At 71.3% G+C, this 17,265-nt stretch carries 15 protein-coding genes; 11 read left to right on the forward strand and 4 right to left on the reverse strand.

The window, feature by feature from the left end; all coding sequences use genetic code 11:
- Window positions 1-134: 134 nt before the first annotated feature.
- Genes ACMCNK_RS35050 through ACMCNK_RS35085 form a run of 8 tightly spaced genes read left to right on the forward strand, consistent with a single transcriptional unit; the run spans window position 135 to window position 8,130 of the window.
- Complete coding sequence (locus ACMCNK_RS35050; protein ID WP_412740623.1) at window positions 135-1,592, forward strand: anthranilate synthase component I family protein; 1,458 nt, start codon at window positions 135-137, stop codon at window positions 1,590-1,592.
- Window positions 1,589-2,194 carry an anthranilate synthase component II gene (locus ACMCNK_RS35055; protein ID WP_412740624.1) on the forward strand — a complete coding sequence of 202 codons (606 nt, stop codon included), beginning with the start codon at window positions 1,589-1,591 and terminating at the stop codon, window positions 2,192-2,194. The genes ACMCNK_RS35050 and ACMCNK_RS35055 overlap by 4 nt, the downstream gene beginning before the upstream one ends.
- Complete coding sequence (locus tag ACMCNK_RS35060) at window positions 2,194-2,835, forward strand: flavodoxin family protein (protein WP_412740625.1); 642 nt, start codon at window positions 2,194-2,196, stop codon at window positions 2,833-2,835. The genes ACMCNK_RS35055 and ACMCNK_RS35060 overlap by 1 nt, the downstream gene beginning before the upstream one ends.
- The gene (locus ACMCNK_RS35065) at window positions 2,832-3,590 is read left to right on the forward strand and encodes an SDR family NAD(P)-dependent oxidoreductase (protein ID WP_412740626.1); all 759 of its coding nucleotides are present in this window, start codon (window positions 2,832-2,834) and stop codon (window positions 3,588-3,590) included. Before ACMCNK_RS35060 ends, ACMCNK_RS35065 begins: the two co-directional genes overlap by 4 nt.
- Before the next feature lie 26 nt (window positions 3,591-3,616).
- Window positions 3,617-5,038 carry a phenylacetate--CoA ligase family protein gene (locus ACMCNK_RS35070; RefSeq protein ID WP_412740627.1) on the forward strand — a complete coding sequence of 474 codons (1,422 nt, stop codon included), beginning with the start codon at window positions 3,617-3,619 and terminating at the stop codon, window positions 5,036-5,038.
- A complete protein-coding gene (locus ACMCNK_RS35075) occupies window positions 5,035-5,670 on the forward strand; it encodes a prephenate dehydratase (RefSeq protein ID WP_412740628.1) in 636 nt (211 codons plus the stop codon). Before ACMCNK_RS35070 ends, ACMCNK_RS35075 begins: the two co-directional genes overlap by 4 nt.
- Window positions 5,667-6,950, forward strand: a complete 1,284-nt coding sequence (locus ACMCNK_RS35080; protein ID WP_412740629.1) for an amidohydrolase family protein — start codon at window positions 5,667-5,669, stop codon at window positions 6,948-6,950. The genes ACMCNK_RS35075 and ACMCNK_RS35080 overlap by 4 nt, the downstream gene beginning before the upstream one ends.
- Window position 6,951: 1 nt before the next feature.
- Window positions 6,952-8,130, forward strand: coding sequence for an MFS transporter (locus tag ACMCNK_RS35085; protein WP_412740630.1), 1,179 nt, complete (start codon window positions 6,952-6,954; stop codon window positions 8,128-8,130).
- Window positions 8,131-8,134: 4 nt separating this feature from the next.
- Here the strand turns inward: ACMCNK_RS35085 and ACMCNK_RS35090 are convergent, their stop codons facing one another.
- Entirely contained in the window at window positions 8,135-8,431 is a 297-nt protein-coding gene (locus ACMCNK_RS35090) for a chorismate mutase (RefSeq protein WP_412740631.1), read from the reverse strand.
- Between the two features lie 65 nt (window positions 8,432-8,496).
- On the opposite strand from ACMCNK_RS35090, the gene ACMCNK_RS35095 reads away from it, so the two are divergent.
- Window positions 8,497-9,948 carry a lyase family protein gene (locus tag ACMCNK_RS35095; RefSeq protein ID WP_412740632.1) on the forward strand — a complete coding sequence of 484 codons (1,452 nt, stop codon included), beginning with the start codon at window positions 8,497-8,499 and terminating at the stop codon, window positions 9,946-9,948.
- Complete coding sequence (locus tag ACMCNK_RS35100) at window positions 9,945-10,784, forward strand: thioesterase II family protein (protein ID WP_412740633.1); 840 nt, start codon at window positions 9,945-9,947, stop codon at window positions 10,782-10,784. The genes ACMCNK_RS35095 and ACMCNK_RS35100 overlap by 4 nt, the downstream gene beginning before the upstream one ends.
- 84 nt (window positions 10,785-10,868) lie before the next feature.
- Here ACMCNK_RS35100 and ACMCNK_RS35105 read toward each other — a convergent pair whose 3' ends face one another.
- The 3 genes from ACMCNK_RS35105 to ACMCNK_RS35115 all read right to left on the reverse strand — a co-directional run bounded on the left by ACMCNK_RS35105 (window position 10,869) and on the right by ACMCNK_RS35115 (window position 14,418).
- Window positions 10,869-11,909: an ABC transporter ATP-binding protein gene (locus tag ACMCNK_RS35105; RefSeq protein WP_412740634.1), complete on the reverse strand. Its 1,041-nt coding sequence runs from the start codon at window positions 11,907-11,909 to the stop codon at window positions 10,869-10,871.
- Complete coding sequence (locus ACMCNK_RS35110) at window positions 11,906-13,399, reverse strand: ABC transporter permease (RefSeq protein WP_412740635.1); 1,494 nt, start codon at window positions 13,397-13,399, stop codon at window positions 11,906-11,908. Before ACMCNK_RS35110 ends, ACMCNK_RS35105 begins: the two co-directional genes overlap by 4 nt.
- Before the next feature lie 107 nt (window positions 13,400-13,506).
- Window positions 13,507-14,418 carry an iron ABC transporter substrate-binding protein gene (locus ACMCNK_RS35115; protein WP_412740636.1) on the reverse strand — a complete coding sequence of 304 codons (912 nt, stop codon included), beginning with the start codon at window positions 14,416-14,418 and terminating at the stop codon, window positions 13,507-13,509.
- A gap of 251 nt (window positions 14,419-14,669) precedes the next feature.
- On the opposite strand from ACMCNK_RS35115, the gene ACMCNK_RS35120 reads away from it, so the two are divergent.
- Window positions 14,670-17,252 (forward strand): AMP-binding protein, encoded by a 2,583-nt coding sequence (locus ACMCNK_RS35120; RefSeq protein ID WP_412740637.1) that lies wholly within the window; start codon window positions 14,670-14,672, stop codon window positions 17,250-17,252.
- Window positions 17,253-17,265: the final 13 nt, after the last annotated feature.

Here is a 17,265-nt window from a genome sequence, read left to right on the forward strand (position 1 = left end):
ACCATTTCGGCTCCGCTCTCGACGGAGGTCACCGCAACGGCGCGGTACGGCACCCGAGGCATTCACTTCACCAATTTCCGAAAATAACCCAAGGACCCCTTATGTCATTTTCCGATCCACCGGGTGCGTCCCGGGTGAGCGTGCGGACCCGCCAGCACGCCGCATCCTGCGCGGACCCGCTCGCGGCCTACCTCGCCCTGCGCCCGATGTTCGGGGCGTCCAACGTCTACCTGCTCGAGTCGCTGTCCGGACCGGCCTCGGACCGGCGCTCGGCGTCCGTGGGGTTCCGGCCGCTGCTGGAGATCTCCGTGTACCGGGGAGCCGTCCGGATCGGCGGCGAGCCGGCGCTGCGCGACCTCGCCGTCGCCGCCGGCACCGATGCGGATGCGCTCGTCGCCACCGCCGACGGCCTGCGTCTGCCCGACGACTCGGCCCTGTGGACGTTCATCCGGGCCGTGCAGAACCGCTTCGACACCGGCGGCACGCCGCAGCCCGGGCTGGGCTTCCTCGCCTTCTTCGGCTACGAGACGGTCCGCTACATCGAGAAGCTGCCGTACCGCATCGAGGACACCGACTGCCCGCCGGACGTCACCCTGGTCCTCTACCAGGGTCAGGTCCAGTTCGACCTGCAGGACGGCAGCGTGCGCGTGCTGGTGCACGAGTCGGACGCGTGGCCCGCCCTCGACCCGGAAACGGTGACCGCCGCACTGGCGGCAGCGCCGGAGACCGCGCCGGAGCTCCCGGCGGTACCGGCGGCCCGGTCGATCACGGACAGCACCACCGAGGAACAGTACGTGGCCGACATCGCCAAGTGCCTCGAACACATCGCGATGGGCGACATCTACCAGGTGCAGATCGGCCACGAGCTGCGGATCGAGAGCGACGTCGACGAGCTGACGGTGTACCGGCGGCTGCGGCAGCGCAACGCCTCGCCGTACATGTGCCTGCTGCCCATCGCCGGGCGTACGGTGATCGGCTCCAGCCCCGAACTCTTCGTCCGGGTCGAGGGCGACACGATCACCATGCGGCCGATTGCCGGCACCACACCCCGCGGCGCCGACCAGGCCGAGAACGAAGCCCGGGTGGCCGTGCTGCGCGCCGACGAGAAGGAGATCGCCGAGCACGTCATGCTCGTCGACCTCTGCCGCAACGACCTCGGGCGGATCTGCCGCACCGACACGGTCGAGGTCGACGAGATGATGGTCGTCGAGGACTTCTCCCACGTCTTCCACCTCGTCTCCAACGTGACCGGCCGGCTCGAACCGGGCACCGACGCGTACGACGTGGTCACCGCGACCTTCCCGGCGGGGACCATGACCGGCGCCCCGAAGATCCGAGCCATGGAGATCATCGAGGACACCGAGTCGAGCCGCCGCGGGCTCTACGCGGGCGCGTTCGGGCTCATCGACTTCACCGGCGAGATGGTGACGGCACTGTCCATCCGGACGGTCTTCGGCGACGACAGCGGCGCCTATCGCACCCGGGCGTCCGCCGGAGTGGTCGCCGACTCCGTTCCGAGCCGGGAATGGCGCGAGACGCTGGCCAAGATGAGCGCGACGGTCTGGGCCGTCACGGGCGAGGAGCTGCTGTGAAGACCATCGTCGTGGACGCGTACGACAGCTTCGTCTACATCATTAACCAGTACCTGCGCAGCCTCGGTGCCGAGCCGATGGTGCTGCGCAGCGCCGAGGCCGGGCCGCAGCGGATCGCCGACGAGGCCCCGGACCTGCTGGTGCTCGGACCGGGCCCGGGACACCCGACCGAGTCCGGCCACGTGGAGCTGGTCGAGACGTTCGCCGGTCGCATCCCGCTGTTCGGCGTGTGCCTGGGACACCAGGCGATCGGCACCGCCTTCGGCGCGGTGGTCCGCCCGGCGAAGCACCTCATGCACGGCAAGACCAGCCGGATCGTGCACGACGGGCGTGGCTGCTTCGCCGCCCAGCCCCAGCTGTTCTCCGCCACGCGATACCACTCGCTGATCGTCGAGGAGGACACGGTCCCGGACGCTCTGGAGATCAGCGCCCGTGCCGAGGACGACGGGTACATCATGGGCCTGCGGCACCGGACGCTGCCGATCGAGTCGGTGCAGTTCCATCCGGAGAGCATCTGCACCACCAGCGGGCTGAACATCTTCCGCTCCTTCATCGACCGTCAGCTGCCGGGTGCGCGGAACCGGCAGACGGAGCAACACTGATGGCCGGCACTCCGACGGTCGTCGCGATCAACGGTTCCGAGCGGGTCGGCGGCAACACCGCCGAGGTCCTGGAGTACGCGTCCGGGCGGTTCGCCGCCCGCGGTGTCCGGCTCGACGTGGTGGAGCTGGCCCGCAGCGCCTTCACCGCCTGCGGGCCGTGCGGCGAGTGCAACACCCGTACCGAGACGTGCGTCCTGCGTGACGACATGCCGGGAATCGTGCGGCGGATGGTCGAGGCCGACGGCATCGTCTACGCCACGCCGGTGCACGGTTTCGGCACGGCCAGCCTCATGCAGCAGTTCATCGAGCGGGCCGGGGTCGGATACCTGCGCTTCGAACGGCCGCTCACCAACAAGGTGGCCGGCGTGGTGGTGGTCGGCCGCCGGTACTCGCACGTCGACGTGCACGCGCAGCTGCTGCACAACGTCATGCTGAACCGGATGCTGCTCGCCGGCAGCGGATTCCCGGCGGTCATCCACGCCGGCGAGCGGGGCGAGGCGCTGGCCGACCGGGAGGGCGTCGACGCGGTCGCCCGCCTGGTCGACCGGATGACCGACCTGATCCAGCTGCTCCGCGAGCACCGCCGCATCACCGGCCACGGACTGCCGGTCCCGGTCACCAACGAGCGGGTGCTCCGGTGAGCCGGGTCGCGGTGGTGACCGGATCCTCCGGGGCCATCGGCGCGGCCACCTGCGCCCACCTGGCCGAGGCCGGGTACACGGTCGTCGGCTTGGACGTGCGGCCACCCGCCGCGGGCCCGGATCCGCGGCCACCCGCCGCCGGCCCGGAATCACGGCCACCCGCCGCCGGCCCGGGACACCGGCATCTGACCGTCGACCTCGCCGATCCGCGCGCCGTGACCGAGGCGTTCGACGAGGTGGCCGCCGAACTCGGCCGTCCCGCCGTGCTGGTCAACAACGCCGGTGTCTACCTGGCCCGCGATTTCCTCGACACCACCGCCGAGGAGCTGGACCGGGTGCTCGCGGTGAACGTCAAGGGCGCGTTCTGGTGTGCCCAGGCGTTCGCCCGGCAGGTGGTCGCGGCCGGGGGCGACGAACCGGCGGCGATCGTCAACGTCGCCTCGGTCAGCGGACAGACCGGCAGCCCGGACGCCGCGTACGGGGCCTCGAAGGGTGCGGTCATCGCCCTCACCCGCAGCCTGGCCGGGGTGCTCGCGCCGTACCGGATCCGGGTGAACGCGGTCGCCCCGGGGATCGTGCACAGCGCCATGGCGGACCGCATCCCCGCGGACCGGCAGGCGCACTACCTGGACGGCATTCCGTTGGGCCGGTTCGGCCGGCCCGGCGAGATCGCCGCCGTCATCACCATGCTCGCCTCCGCGACCGCCGGCTACATGACCGGCGCGGTCGTCTACGTCAACGGCGGCCTCCATTGAACACTTCACCGAGAAAGGCGCCGACCATGTGGCTGCCCACCGACGCCCGATACCAGGACTTCCTCCAGGAGTACCTCGCCGTCTGCGACCGGTACTACGCCGGCGAGATGACCGCGGCCGACTGGACCGACTGGTACGACCGGCGGCTCGCCGTCGTCGTTGCCCACACGCAGGCCAAGTCTCCCTTCTACCAGCGGCACCTGGCCGGTGTCGACGCGGCCGGGGTGACCACCGAGACCCTGCGGAACCTGCCCTTCACCACCAAGGCCGACCTGCGCCGGGAGATGTTCGACGTGCTCAGCGGCGACATCAGCGAGGGCACCTTCTTCTACGAAACCACCGGGACCACCGGCCGGGCCACACCGTGCCCCCGCGACGCCAAGGAGGTGATCGCCAGCAACACGCACGTCACGGAGAGCTGGCGCAGCATCTTCCGGCACCACTTCGGCGACCGGCGTCCGGCCATCGGCCTGATGGGCCCGACGGAGGTGCACTCGTTCGGCGACACCCTCGGCGACGTCGCCCGTAACGTCGGGTCGTGCAACGCCAAGATCTGGCCGTACTCCCCGGTGATCGGCTTCCAGAAGGCGCTGCAGCTGATGCGGGACCTGCGGCTGGAGGTCATCTGCTGCACCCCGGGCGTCTGCCTGAACCTGGCCAAGGCGGCCCGGCACTACGGCTACGACCTCGCCAAGGACTTCAACGTCAAGCTGTTCTTCCTGACCGGCGAGATGTGCACCCCGGCGCTGGCCGCGAACATCGACTCGGTCTGGGGCGTCGACACCTACAACATCCTGTACGGCTCGCAGGAAGCCTTCGTCATCGGGACGACCTGCAAGAACAAGAACATGCACCTCTCCGCGCCCAACTACGTGGCGGAGCTGATCGAGCCGGACACCGGCGCGGTCGCCGGCAGCACCGGCACCGGGGAGCTCTGTGTCACCACCCTGATCGACGGCCTCAAGCCACTGGTCCGCTACCGCACCGGCGACCTGGTCCGGCTCGGCGAGGAGAGCTGCGACTGCGAGCTGAAGGGCCCTCGCCTCGACGTCGTGGGCCGGGTCCTCGACCGGATCGAGCTCGGCCGCGGCCGGTTCCTCGCCGCCGAGCTCGAGGAGGCGGTCCTGGAGGGCGTCCGCAACTGCCTCGGCTTCCAGATCGTCATCGACGCCGACGAGGCCGGCGCCGACCGGGTCACCGTCCGGCTCGACCTGATCGACGGCGGAGCCGGGAGCCGGGCCGACATCGAGGCCGGCGTCCCGCGGCGCTTCGCCGAGCGGTTCGGCGTGCCGGCCACCGTGGAGATCGTCGAAGAGCTCGACCAGATCGTCAGCACCGGTGCGTTCGTCAGCTGGAAGGCCGCCCGCATCCAGGACCGGCGTACCGCCCCGGACCACGAGACCGAGGTCGCGATGGCCATGGCGGCCGGACGCCGGTACACGACGTGAAGACCTTCGGCGACGCCTACACCCGCTCCCTGGACCGGCTCGGCGCGGTGGTCCGGGACCACGAGATCCTGACGCTGAGCACGCTCGGGCCGGCCGGGACGAGCAGCGACCATGCCGCGCGGCACCTGCACGACCGGCTCATCGGTACGGGACACGCCGGGCTGCGGATCGAGCTGCATCCCACGTTCGACGCCGTCATGGACAGTGTCGCCGGCGGGACCTCGACGGTGGCGCTGGTACCGAGTGCGTACCGGGACGCCACCGCGTTCCACTGGCACCCCAAGCTGCGGCTGTTCTTCCACTTCGTGCACCCCACCCCGACGTACGGGCTGGCCGCCCGGCAGGCCGAGGTGCCGGAGCGTACGCCGCTGCGCATCTCCACCATGTCCGAGGTGTCGGTGCTCTACCCGGAGCTGTGCCCGCCGGCGTTGCGGGACCGGGACGTCGACTGGGTGCCGGCCCGCTCGACGATGGACGCCGCCCGGGCGCTGGCGCACGGCGAGGCGGACCTGGCCCTCACGAACGACCACGGACGCGACGCCCACAACCTGTACTGGCTCTCCCACCGGCCAGGCGCGCAGATCGTCTGGCTCCTGTTCACCAACCTTCCGCTAGAGGACGACGAACGATGACCACCCCTGTCCCACGCCCACTGCTGTTGCATGACGTCACCGTCCAGGAGGGACTGGGCCGCGCCTCAGTGCCCGGCCGGTCGGTACTGATCCGCGACGACCGGATCGAGGCGGTACTGCCCGCCGGCGAGGCGCCGGTCTCGTCGCCCGACATCGATGTACGGGTGCTGACCGGCCGTACCGTGATGCCGGGCATGACCCTGGGCCACACCCACGTCGCCTACCACGACGTGGTCACCGCCCGGGACACCATGTTCAAGTACTCGCTGCCCGAGGTCACCCTGATCGCCGCCGCCAACGCCGAGCGGATGCTCCGGCTCGGCTACACCGCGATGGTCGGGGCCGGCTCGGTGGGCGGCATCGACATGGCGCTCAAGCGGTCGATCGAGCTGGGACGCATCACCGGTCCCCGGGTCACCGCCTGCAGCCGGGACCTGATGGTGTCGGCGCCGCCGGACCGCCGCAACCCGGAGGTCGGCCGCCGCATCCCGGTCGAGCTGATGCCGATCGTGGACTCCGCCGCCGAGATGGTCGAGCGTACGGACAAGGAGATCGACGAGGGCGCCGAGATCATCAAGACGTTCTCCTCGGGCGACGACACCTACCCGAACGCCAAAAGCAAGGAGCTGCTCTACACCCTCGACGAGCTGAGTGCCGTCGTGGAGAAGGCGCACGCCCGCGGCGTCCGGGTCCGGGCCCACTCGCGGGGCATCGACGGCATCCGCAACGCGATCAAGGCGGGCGTCGACGTGATCGACCACGCCTCGTACGCCGACGAGGAGTGCCTGGAGCAGATCGCCGAGCGCGGCATCTTCGTGGTGCCGAGCCTCTACCAGCCGCGTCAGCTGCTGATGTACGGCGAGCAGTACGGCAAGACCCCGGAGTACCTGGAGAAGCTGGAATTCCAGGACGAGATCGACAACACCCTGTGGTTGCTGCCCCGGGCCCAGGAACTGGGTATCCGGCTGGTCCCCGGCGACGACTTCGGCTTCGCCTGGACGCCGCACGGCACCTACAACGACGAGCTGCGCGTCTACGTCGAGGTGGCCGGGATCCCGGCGCCGACCGTACTGAGCTGGGCCACCGCCAACGGCGCCGCGCTGGCCGGCCGCGGTGACGACGCCGGCGTCGTGGCGGCCGGCCGGCTGGCCGACCTCGTGGTCACCGCCGGCGACCCGGCCGCCGACATCACTGTGCTCGGCGACCCCGACCGGATCGAGATGGTCCTGCTCGGTGGCGCCGTCAAGCACCACCAGGTCCGTCAGTTCGAGGAGGTCTGACATGCGCAAGGTCTATCTGCTCGCGCTCGGTTCGTTCGCGATCGGCACCGACACCTTCGTCACCGCGGGTGTGCTGCCGGCCATCTCCGCGGACCTGCACGTACCGGTCGCCGCGACCGGACAGCTGGTCACCGTGTTCGCGGTGGCGTTCGCCGTGTTCGCGCCGGTCGCCGCAGCTCTGCTGGCCGGGGCGCCGCGGCGTACGCTGCTGCTCAGCGCCTTGGCGCTGTTCGCCGCCGCCAACCTCCTGTCCGCGGTGGCGCCCGCGTTCTGGGTGCTGCTGCTGAGCCGGGTACTGGCCGCCGCGGGTGCGGCCGCGTACACGCCGACCGCTGCCGCGGGCGGCGCGGCCCTGGTGGAGCCCGAGCGGCGGGGCCGGGCCCTGGCGGTCGTCCTCGGTGGTGTCACCGCGGCCACGGTCCTGGGTGTGCCGATCACCGCGTACGTCGGCATGCAGCTGGACTGGCGCGTGACCTTCCTGGTGGTGGCGGGCCTCGCGGTGCTCGCGCTCGCCGCGCTGGCGCTGGTCCTGCCGGCCGTGCCCGCGCCACCGCCGGTCGGGCTGCGGGTGAGGATCGGCGTCCTGGGCGACCGGCAGGTGCTGCTTGCGATCGTCACCACGGTGCTCTACTACGTGGGAGGCTTCGCGCTCTACACGTACCTGGCGCCGGCGCTGTCCGGTGGCGGCGCGGTGTCCGCCTCGAAGATTGCCGGGTTCCTGCTCGTCTTCGGCGTCGCCGGACTGGCCGGCAACGCGCTCGGCGGGCGGCTCACCGATCGGATCGGCCCCGTGCCGGTGCTGGCCGGAGGGCTCGTCGCCTTCGCGGCCGCCCTGCTGCTGTTCCCGCTCGCTTCGCGGTCGGTCGCGGGTACCGTCGCGGCCCTCGCGGTGTGGGGCGTGTCGGCATGGGCGCTCACCGTGCCGCAGCAGCACCGGCTGATGGCGTTCGCGCCCAGCGCCCCGGCCGTGGCGGTGGGGCTGAACAGCTCGGCCACGTTCCTCGGGATCGGGCTGTCCGGCATCGTGGGTGGCGTCGCGCTGACCCGGATGGGGGCGGCCGAGCTGGGTTACCTCGGCGGCGTGCTGGTGCTGGCCGCGCTGGGCGTGGTGGCGCTGCAGACGGTCACGAGCCGGCGCTCCGCGGCCGCAGGGGCGGCCGAGCCGGCGGTGCGCGTCTGAGCGGTCAGCCGCCGCTGAGCCGGTGGTGCTCGGCGCTCTCCACGTTGATGAACGCCTGGATCATGCCGCGGTAGATCTGCTCCATCAGGTCCGGGTCCGCGCCCGCCTCACCCGCCAGGGCGCGGACCCGGGCCACCACCTGCGCCACCCGGTCCGGCGCTCGCACCGCCTGCCCGTCGCTCTTGAGCGGGGCGGCGCGCCGGACCAGCTGCTCGCGCCGGGCCAGCAGCGCGACGAGCTCACCGTCCAGCTCGTCGATCCTGGCACGGATGTCGGCCAGCGCCGACGCAGTGTCTGTCATGCCGGAAATCTTCGCACGACGGACCGGTCACCCGGACCGTCGTCAGCCCGAGGGAGGAGGGGCCGATGACCCCCACGACCGAGCTCACCCGGCCGGCGCCGGCCCGCCCCGATGGCGAGCATCTGCTGCGCTGGTACATCGTCGTGGAGAAGGTACGGCTGCTGGAGTACCAGCGGATGCGCCAGCTCAGCAAGGACGAGGCCGTCCACATAGGCCGGCTGCTGCACGAAGCCGGCCTGTCCCCGACGCTCCCGGGGCCGGCGCCGGACGTAGCGTCCGCCGTGGAGGCCTACGTCCAGGATCGGCTGCCGATGACACCGGCCCGCTGGCACGTCGAGGGAAACGGCAACGAGGCACGGGCGTGCGCCGAGTGGCTGTTCGCCAGAGACCGCCTGGCCCGCACCGGTGATCAGCTGGTCGCGTTCGGCCGGTCCGCCGTAGCGCTGGCCCGGCGGACCGCCCACCTGCCCATGCCCGGTCACGTCACCGGGCAGCCCGCCCGGGTGATCACACCCGGCTTCTACTTCGCCGCGGTCGCCGACCAGGCCCTGCGCTCGGGACGACGGCTGCTGTACACCTACGACCTGAGCAACACCGCGGCGCTGGGCGCCGGCCCGATGAACGGCCAGGAGCTGGCGTGGGACCGGGACCGGATGGCCCGCCTGCTCGGCTGCGCAGCGGCCACCCCGCACGCGCTCACCGCGGTGGCCTCCGGCTCCTGGATCCTGGAGTCGTCCGGTGAGCTGACCACGCTCGCGGTGGCGTTCAGCCGGTTCGTCGCCGACCTGATCACCTGGGGCGACGCCGAGCACGGGTACCTGGACCTGCCCGCCGAGATAGCCGGGGTCTCCCTCGCCCGGTCCCTGCCGGTGCTGGAACAGATCCGCGGCCGGACGGCGCAGCTGATCACCATGTCGAGCGAGCTGGCGCTCAGCCAGCGCGGTGCCCCGTTCGGGGCTGTCGCGCAGGTTCCCACCGGGCCGAGCGCCCGCCTGCTGGAACTGTTCGATTCCTTCGACAGCCTGATCCGGCTCCTGACCGCGGTACTGGACCGGCTGGAGTTCCGGCCCGACCGCATGCGCGACGCGTGCGAACGCGCGATGGTCGGGAAGCCCGCGCTGGCCAACCTGCTCACGCTGCGCGCCGGTCTGCCCTGGCGGGAGGCGGAGGCGGTCGCCGGTACCTTCGCCACGGCCGCCGCCGGCGGGAACGTCGCCGACGCCGCGGCCGTCCTGACGCGGGTCTGTGCCGAGCGCGGCTTCGACGTGCCGGCACCGGAGTCGTTACTGGCCGAGGCGTACGACGTGGACCGTAACCTGCATCGCACGCTGACCGGCGGATCCGCCCATCCCGACGCGGTCCGGGCGCTGCTCCGCCACCAGTTCGTCGAACTCGGCGAGATCAGCCAGGCGTGGGCCGAACGCGCCCGGTCCCGCCGCGCCGGGTCCGCGGAGACCGACCGGCTGCTCGGGCTCGGTCACCTGACGGCGCTAGCTGACCCGTGCGAGATCAGATGAGCAACGATCCGGCCGCCGTTCCCCCTGGGCCTTTGCTGGTCGACCTCGGCAACGCGCCCGGCGCCCGCGGCACCGACCCGCTGCTGGTGTGCATCCCGTTCGCCGGCGGCGAGGCGGCCGACTACACGCCGTTGGCCCGCGACCTGGACATCCACGGCGTACCGATCCGGGTGTTCGGGGTGGCGCTGCCGGGACGTACCGGGCGTGATCCCCGGCCGCCGCTGCCGCTGGATCGGCTGGTGCGCCAGCTGGCCGACGAGGTCGCCGAGCGGGCCGCCGACGCGCCGGTCCTGGTCCTCGGCCACGGCGCCGGCGCCCTGGCCGCGCTGCGTCTGACGCGGGCGCTGGAGGCGCGCAACGTGCCGGTGGACCGGCTCATCATCGTGGCGAACCTGCTGCGCTCCGCCGATCAGGCCGGCCCCACCGCGGACGACGCGGCGATCCTCGGCCGGCTGGAGGCGGACACCGGTCCGGCCGGTGGCGCCGGCCTGGGCCCGCGGGAGCGGGCCGAGCTGGCCGAGGCGTTCCGGTACGACACCGCGCAGGCCATCTACGCCCTGCGCCGGGCTCTGGCCGCGGTCGCCGGGCACCGGGTGGCTGCGCCGGCGACCATCGTGCTGGCCCGCGACGACGCGCAGATGGCCGGCTACCCGGCCGCGGTCGGCAACTGGGACCTCTTCGTGCCGCAACGGCGCCTGGTGGTCGCCGAGCACGGCGGCCACTACCTGCACCTGACCCGTACCGGTCTGCTGGCCGAGGCGATCGAGCGGGACCTGGCCGCACTGCGGCCGGCTCCGGACTGGCAGTTCGGGGTGAGGCCGCGGGCCTGCGCCTGACCGGTCCGACGTACGTCGCCGACGTTGATGACGATCTCGTGCTCGGGTCCGGACTCGACGGCAGTCGGGGTGGGGCCGGGCCGCTCAGGCGCGGTCGCGGGGAAACGCGAGGACGTCGCCGCTCACGCTGACCCGGACGGTGCTTCCAGGTTCGGGCAGTTCGATGCCGGACAGCCGGGCCGTGACACCGACGCCCTCCGGCTGTACGCAGAGACGCACAGTGGCGTCATGGCCGTAGTAGCTGATCTCTTGCACCGTGGCGGTAGGCCCGACGCCGGTGCGGTGCAGGTGGAGTTGCTCCGGGCGGATCAGCACCTCGGCCGGGCCGGCGAGGTCGGACGTGCGAACCGGCAGGGTGCCCAGCGCGCAGGTCGCGGTGCCGTCGGTGACTTCGGCGGGCAGGAGCACGGCGTCGCCGAGGAAGCGCGCGATGTGGGCGTCGCGTGGCTGGCGGTAGATGGTGGCGGGCGGGTCGAGCTGGGCCAGGCGTCCGTTGCGCATGATGCCGACCTGGTCGGCGAGTGACAGCGCCTCGGCCTGGTCGTGAGTGACCAGCAGTGCCGTCGCGTCGGCGGCGCGCAGGGCGGCCGCGACCGCACGGCGGGTGTCCTCCCGCAGGCCGGTGTCGAGGGCGCTGAACGGCTCGTCGAGCAGCACGAGTTCGGGCCCCGGGGCGAGTGCCCGGGCCAGGGCGACACGCTGTTGCTGGCCACCGGACAGCTCGTGCGGGAAGCGGCCCGCGATGGTCCGGTCGAGCCCCACGAGATCGAGCAGTTCGTCGAGGCGGTGCCCGGTCCGCCGGTGGTGGCGGGGCAGGCCGAAGGTGATGTTGGCGGCCACCGTGCGATGCGGGAACAGGGCGCCTTCCTGCGGTACGTAGCCGATCCGCCGCCGCTGCGGGGGGACCGAGCGACCGTCGCTGAATGCGATCTGCTCGCCGAGCTTGATGGTGCCGGCGTCCGGGTCGGCGAAGCCGGCGATGAGACGCAGCAGGGTGGACTTGCCGCAGCCGGAGGGGCCGAGCAGTGCGGTGAACGTGCGGGCGGGCACGTGCAGGTCGACCCCGGCGAGCACGGGGACGGCGCCGTACGACTTGGTCAGGCCCTGCACGGTCAACGCGGTCATGCGGCGGCCGTCCTTTCCGGGTCGCGGGTGAGCAGGTAGGTGGCCGGCGCGGACAACATCACCATGACGGCCGCGTACGGAGCGGCCTGGCCGTAGGCCAGGCCGTCGCTGTAGGCCCAGAACTGGGTGGCGAGCGTCTGGGTGCCGGTGGGTGCGAGCAGCAGCGTGGCGGTGAGCTCGGTGACCGCCGCGACGAACACCAGTGCGGCGCCGGCGCCCAGGCCCGGGGCGATCAGCGGGAGCGTGACCCGCCGCAGTCTGGCGATCGGAGACAGGCCGAGGCTGTGTGCGACATCGTCGAGGAGCGGCGGCGCCTGGGCGAGGGCCGCGCGCACGCTGACCACGGCGCGGGGGAGGAACAGGATCGCGTAGGCGGCCACCACCAGCGGGATCGTCTGGTACAGGTCCGGGACGATGCGGATGCTGACGGTCACCAACGCCAGAGCCACCACGATGCCCGGCAGCGCGTTGCCGAAGTAGGTGCTCCGCTCGATGAGCGTGGTCAGCCGGCCGGGGCGGCGCACGTCGAGCCACGCGAGGGGCAGTGCCAGTGCCACGGTCGCCACGGCGGCGGTGGCGCCGAGCCCCAGCGAGGTGGCCGCTGCCGCGCCGAGCGGTCCCACCGCCACGATGACCGATGGGCCCTGGAACAGCCAGTAGGTGAGACTACCCAGGGGCACGCCGAGCGCCAGCACGGTCAACAGCCCCAGGCCAGCGGTGGCCGGCACCGTGACGGCGCGCAGGCGCGCCCGTGGCGCGGGGCGGGCGGAGCCCGCACCGACCCGTGCGTACCGCGCCCGGCCGCGCAGCCGCGACTCGGCGAGTAGCAGCAGCAGGCAGCACAGCAGCAGCACGGCGGCGAGCATGTTGGCCGCGGAACCGTTGAATGAGGACTGGTACTGCTCGTAGATGGCGACGGTGAAGGTCGGAAAGCGCAGCATCTGCAACGCGCCGAACTCTGCCAGCAGGTGCAGCCCGACCAGTAGGCATCCGCCGGCCACGGCGGGGCGCAGCTGCGGGAGCACCACGGAACAGAACACTCTCAGCGGACCCCGGCCCAGTGCGCAGGCGGCTTCCTCGAGTGCGGGGTCGAGCCCGCGCAACGCCGCCGCCACCGGCAGGTACACCAGTGGGAAGTAGGAAAGGGTGACGATGAGTAGCGCGCCGCCGTAGCCGGTGGCGCCCGGCAGCAGCGACACCCAGGCGTAGCTGTTGACGAAGGCCGGGACCGCCAGCGGCGCTACCAGCAGCACACGCCACAGGCGGCGCCCCGGCACGGTGGTGCGTTCCACCAGCCATGCCGCCCCGGTGCCGAGCACGGCGCAGGTGAGCACGCCGCCGCCGAGCAGCCATGCGGTGTTGACCAGCAGTTCGGCCGTGCGCGGTCGCAGCACCAACTGTTCGATGTCGGCCCAGCTCGACGTTGCCACGTAGAACACCACGAACGCCAACGGCAGCAGCACCAGCAGAGCGACGAAGACTCCGAGCACCGGCGTTGCGGCCGGATGGCGGCGGCGGGCGAGGCCCCGCGGAGGCTGCCGCGCCGGCCCGGGTGGTGGCGCGTCCGCAGTGGCGGCGGTGGCCGGGGCGGAACCGGTCAGAGCAGACCTGCCTTCTGCATCAGCTGGATGACCTCGGGCCCGTTCAGGGTGGCGGGATCGACCTTGGGGGGATCGAGCTCACTCATCGGCTTGAGCTGCGGATTGCTCACCCCGTCGACGATGGGGTACTCCATCGCCTTGCTGGCGGCAAGCACCTGCTGGCCGGTCGTGCTCGTCAGGAATGCCAGGAACCGCTGGGCCTGTGCCTGCTTGGTACTCGAAGCGAGCACCCCCGCGCCCGAGACGCTGAGAAATGCTCCGGGATCGGCGTGGCCGAAGAAGTGGAGCTCCGCGTTGCCGCTGCCGGTACCACCGGAGGCCCGGTCCTTGTACCAGTAGTAGTGGTAACTGATCCCGGCGGGAACCTCGCCGGAGTTGACCGCTTTGAGGATCGCGATGTTGTTCGTGTAGATTTTCGCGTTCCGCTTGAGCCCGTCCAGCCACTGCTGAGTGGCCGCTGTGCCCTTCAGCGCGAGCACCGCGCTGACGATGGCCTGGAAGTCCGCCCCGGAGGGTGCGATACCGAACCTGCTCTGCCAGGACGGCTGCGCGAGATCCATGATCGATTTCGGGAGCTGGTCGTGCGGCAGCGCCGTGGTGTTGTGGACCAGCACCGTGGAGCGGGCGGCATAGCCGATCCAGCTGTGGTTCGACGGTACGAACCCGGCCGGCACCTGAGCCACCGTCGGGTCGTCGACGCGGGCGAACAGGCCCTTGCCTGCCACGAGGCCCATGGCCGGCGAATTCTCGGTCATGAACACGTCCGCCGGCGACGCCTTGCCCTCCTGCACGATCTGGTTGGCCAGTTCCGAGTCGGCGCCGGGCCGGATCTTGACCTTGATCCCGGTCTCCTGGGTGAACTTGTCGACCATCGCGGACAGCAGCTCGCCATGCGGTGCCCCGTACACGATGAGTGCGTTCTTGTCGGCGCCTGACCCGCTCCCGCAAGCGGTCAAACCCAGACACAACAGAACGGCCAGGAGCCGCCTCCACTGACGCATGCCGACCGTCGCCCTTCACCCAGCAGTCAATTAGGTTAGGGATACCTTAGACGAGGGATTCGTCAGCGGTAAGTGACGGATGTCTCGGGCCTCTGGCGAGCTAATGCCTGGTCACCCGGGTGGACAGTTAGGTTTTCCTTACCTTACTGTCACGAGCCGTGAAATCGTCCCGACCCACTCGCTCCGACGTCGGCCCCCGCCCTCTGGGGTGTGATCTGCTGGCGTACGCGGACCGGATCGCGTTGATCACCGAGCGCGGGCAGATCTCGTACGGTGAGTTGGCGCGGCGAGTGGCGCGGGCGGCTCGCAAGCTCGGCAGCGGGAGGCGCCTGGTCCTCATCGTCGGTGCGAACGACGTGGAAGCCGTCGTGGCGTACCTGGGTGCGCTGGCCGCCGGGCATCCGGTGCTGCTGGCGCCGGGCGACAACCCGGTCGCCGTCGAGACGTTGACGTCGACCTACGACCCGGACGTGGTGGTTCGGCGGGTGGGCCGCCGCTGGCGTTACGAGCAGCGCCGCGCGGGATCGGCGCATGTCCTGCACCCGGACCTGGCGTTGCTGCTGAGCACCTCCGGATCCACCGGTTCGCCGAAGCTGGTCCGGCTGTCACACCACAATCTGCGGTCGAACGCCGAGGCGATCGCCACCTATCTGGACATTCGCGCGACCGACCGGGCGGCAACGACGCTGCCCATGCATTACTGCTACGGGCTGTCGGTCATCAACAGCCATCTGGTCAAGGGCGCCGGAGTGATCCTGACGGACCGGTCGGTCGCCGATCCGTCCTTCTGGGAGTTGTTCGGCCGCGCCGAGGGCACCACGTTCGCCGGCGTGCCGTACACGTTCACGCTGCTCGACCGGATCCGGTTCGAGACCAAGCGACTTCCGCATCTGCGGTATGTCACCCAGGCCGGCGGCCGGCTGGCACCGGAGCAGGTACGGCGCTACGCCGGGTTGGGCCTCGAGCACGGCTGGGACCTGTACGTCATGTACGGGCAGACCGAAGCGACCGCACGGATGGCGTACCTGCCGCCCAGTCTGGCCGGCGCGCATCCCGGGGCGATCGGCGTACCCATCCCCGGCGGTTCGCTGCGGTTGGAGCCGGTGGACGACATCCCCGGTCCGGACGGCGGCGAACTCGTCTACACCGGCGCCAACGTGATGCTCGGCTACGCGGAACAACCCGCGGACCTTGCGCTGGGACGGACCGTGCACGAGTTGCGTACCGGAGATCTGGCCCGGCGCACCGCCGACGGGATGTACGAGATCGTCGGTCGCCGCAGCAGGTTCGCGAAGGTGTTCGGGCTGCGCATCGACCTGGAGCGAATCGAGGCGGGACTCGAGGCCGATGGCGTGACCGCGTGCTGCACCGTACGCGACGATCAGCTCATCGTGGTTGTCCAGGAGGGCCATCACCGCGGTGAGATCGACCGGCAGGTCGCCGCGCGCTGCGGACTGCCGGTGCATGGTGTGCGGCTGGTCATGGTTTCGGAACTACCCCGGCTGGCGTCGGGCAAGCCCGACCACCAGGCAGTCGGCGCACTCGGTGAGGCCACGCAACCGCGCGACGGCGCGACCGGGACCGCGCGAGGCGACGCCTCCGCGCCCACGGCTCTGCGCGCCGTCTATGCCGAGATCCTCGATCGGCCCGAGGTCAGCGACGACGACAGCTTCGTCAGCCTCGGCGGCGACTCGCTGTCGTACGTCGAGATGTCCGTGCGACTGGAGGAGATGCTGGGTGGCCTCCCGGCGGGCTGGGAGGCGATGCCGATCCGGGAACTGACGGCCAGACCCGACCCGCCGCCGGTACGGCGACTGATGATCGACACCACGGTCCTGCTGCGCGCGATCTCGATCGTCCTGATCGTCGGCTCCCACATCCATGCCTTCACGATCCACGGCGGTGCCCATCTGCTGCTGGCGGTGGCCGGTTTCAACTTCGCGCGCTTCCACCTTGCGTCCGGCGATCGACGCGAACGCATCCGGCACATCGCGGCCACCGTGGCGCGCGTAGCCGTGCCGACATCGATCTTCGTCGCCGCGGTGGTCGTGTTCACCGACTACTCCTACACCTGGAAGAACGTCGCGCTGCTCACCGAGGCGATCGGCCCCCGCTTCGGAGACGAGCGGAACCTGTGGTTCATCGAGACCTACGTCTACATCCTGCTGGCCCTGGCGCTCATGATGGCCGTACCCGTGATCGACCGGTGCGTGCGGCGGTTCCCGTTCGCCGTGCCCATGACGGTGCTCGGCCTTGCCCTCACGGTCCGGTTCGGCCTGATCCCGGTCTCGCCCTGGCACCACATGGCCACGCCGGTCCAACTGCTCTGGCTCTTCGCGCTCGGCTGGGCGGCCGGCAAGGCCGGTCCGGAGTGGCAACGCTGGCTGGTCACCGCGATCACCGTGGCCGCGGTCGCCAACTACGACGACGAGCGGCTCCAGGTGGTCATCGTGGGGGTGGGCGTCCTCCTGCTCGTCTGGGCACCGAAGCTACCCAGCTCGGTGATGCTGCGCCGGTTCGCCGGCGCCCTGGCCGGCGCATCGCTGTCGATCTACGTGACCCACTGGCACGTCTACCCGCTTCTTGACGGCTATTCCCGATACGTCGCCCTGGTCGCATCGCTGGTCGTCGGGGTGCTTTACGGCGGCGTCGTGCGGCGCCTGACGGCCAGGTTGCCGAGGTTGCACCGCCCGGCGCCCGAGCGGGCAGTCGATTCTGGATCCGTGGCGGCGTCGCTCTGACCGCGGCTCGCGC

Origin of the sequence: Krasilnikovia sp. MM14-A1259 (genome assembly GCF_047159535.1) — a bacterium.
Classification (GTDB): domain Bacteria; phylum Actinomycetota; class Actinomycetes; order Mycobacteriales; family Micromonosporaceae; genus Actinoplanes.

What these genes read in the sequence shown, in the direction of transcription:
- ACMCNK_RS35060 (WP_412740625.1), top strand. Translation starts at nt 2,194, where the DNA reads ATGGCCGGCACTCCGACGGTCGTCGCGATCAACGGTTCCGAGCGGGTC.
- ACMCNK_RS35095 (WP_412740632.1), top strand. Translation starts at nt 8,497, where the DNA reads ATGACCCCCACGACCGAGCTCACCCGGCCGGCGCCGGCCCGCCCCGAT.
- ACMCNK_RS35070 (WP_412740627.1), top strand. Translation starts at nt 3,617, where the DNA reads ATGTGGCTGCCCACCGACGCCCGATACCAGGACTTCCTCCAGGAGTAC.
- ACMCNK_RS35080 (WP_412740629.1), top strand. Translation starts at nt 5,667, where the DNA reads ATGACCACCCCTGTCCCACGCCCACTGCTGTTGCATGACGTCACCGTC.
- ACMCNK_RS35100 (WP_412740633.1), top strand. Translation starts at nt 9,945, where the DNA reads ATGAGCAACGATCCGGCCGCCGTTCCCCCTGGGCCTTTGCTGGTCGAC.
- ACMCNK_RS35085 (WP_412740630.1), top strand. Translation starts at nt 6,952, where the DNA reads ATGCGCAAGGTCTATCTGCTCGCGCTCGGTTCGTTCGCGATCGGCACC.
- ACMCNK_RS35105 (WP_412740634.1), bottom strand. Translation starts at nt 11,909, where the DNA reads ATGACCGCGTTGACCGTGCAGGGCCTGACCAAGTCGTACGGCGCCGTC.
- ACMCNK_RS35090 (WP_412740631.1), bottom strand. Translation starts at nt 8,431, where the DNA reads ATGACAGACACTGCGTCGGCGCTGGCCGACATCCGTGCCAGGATCGAC.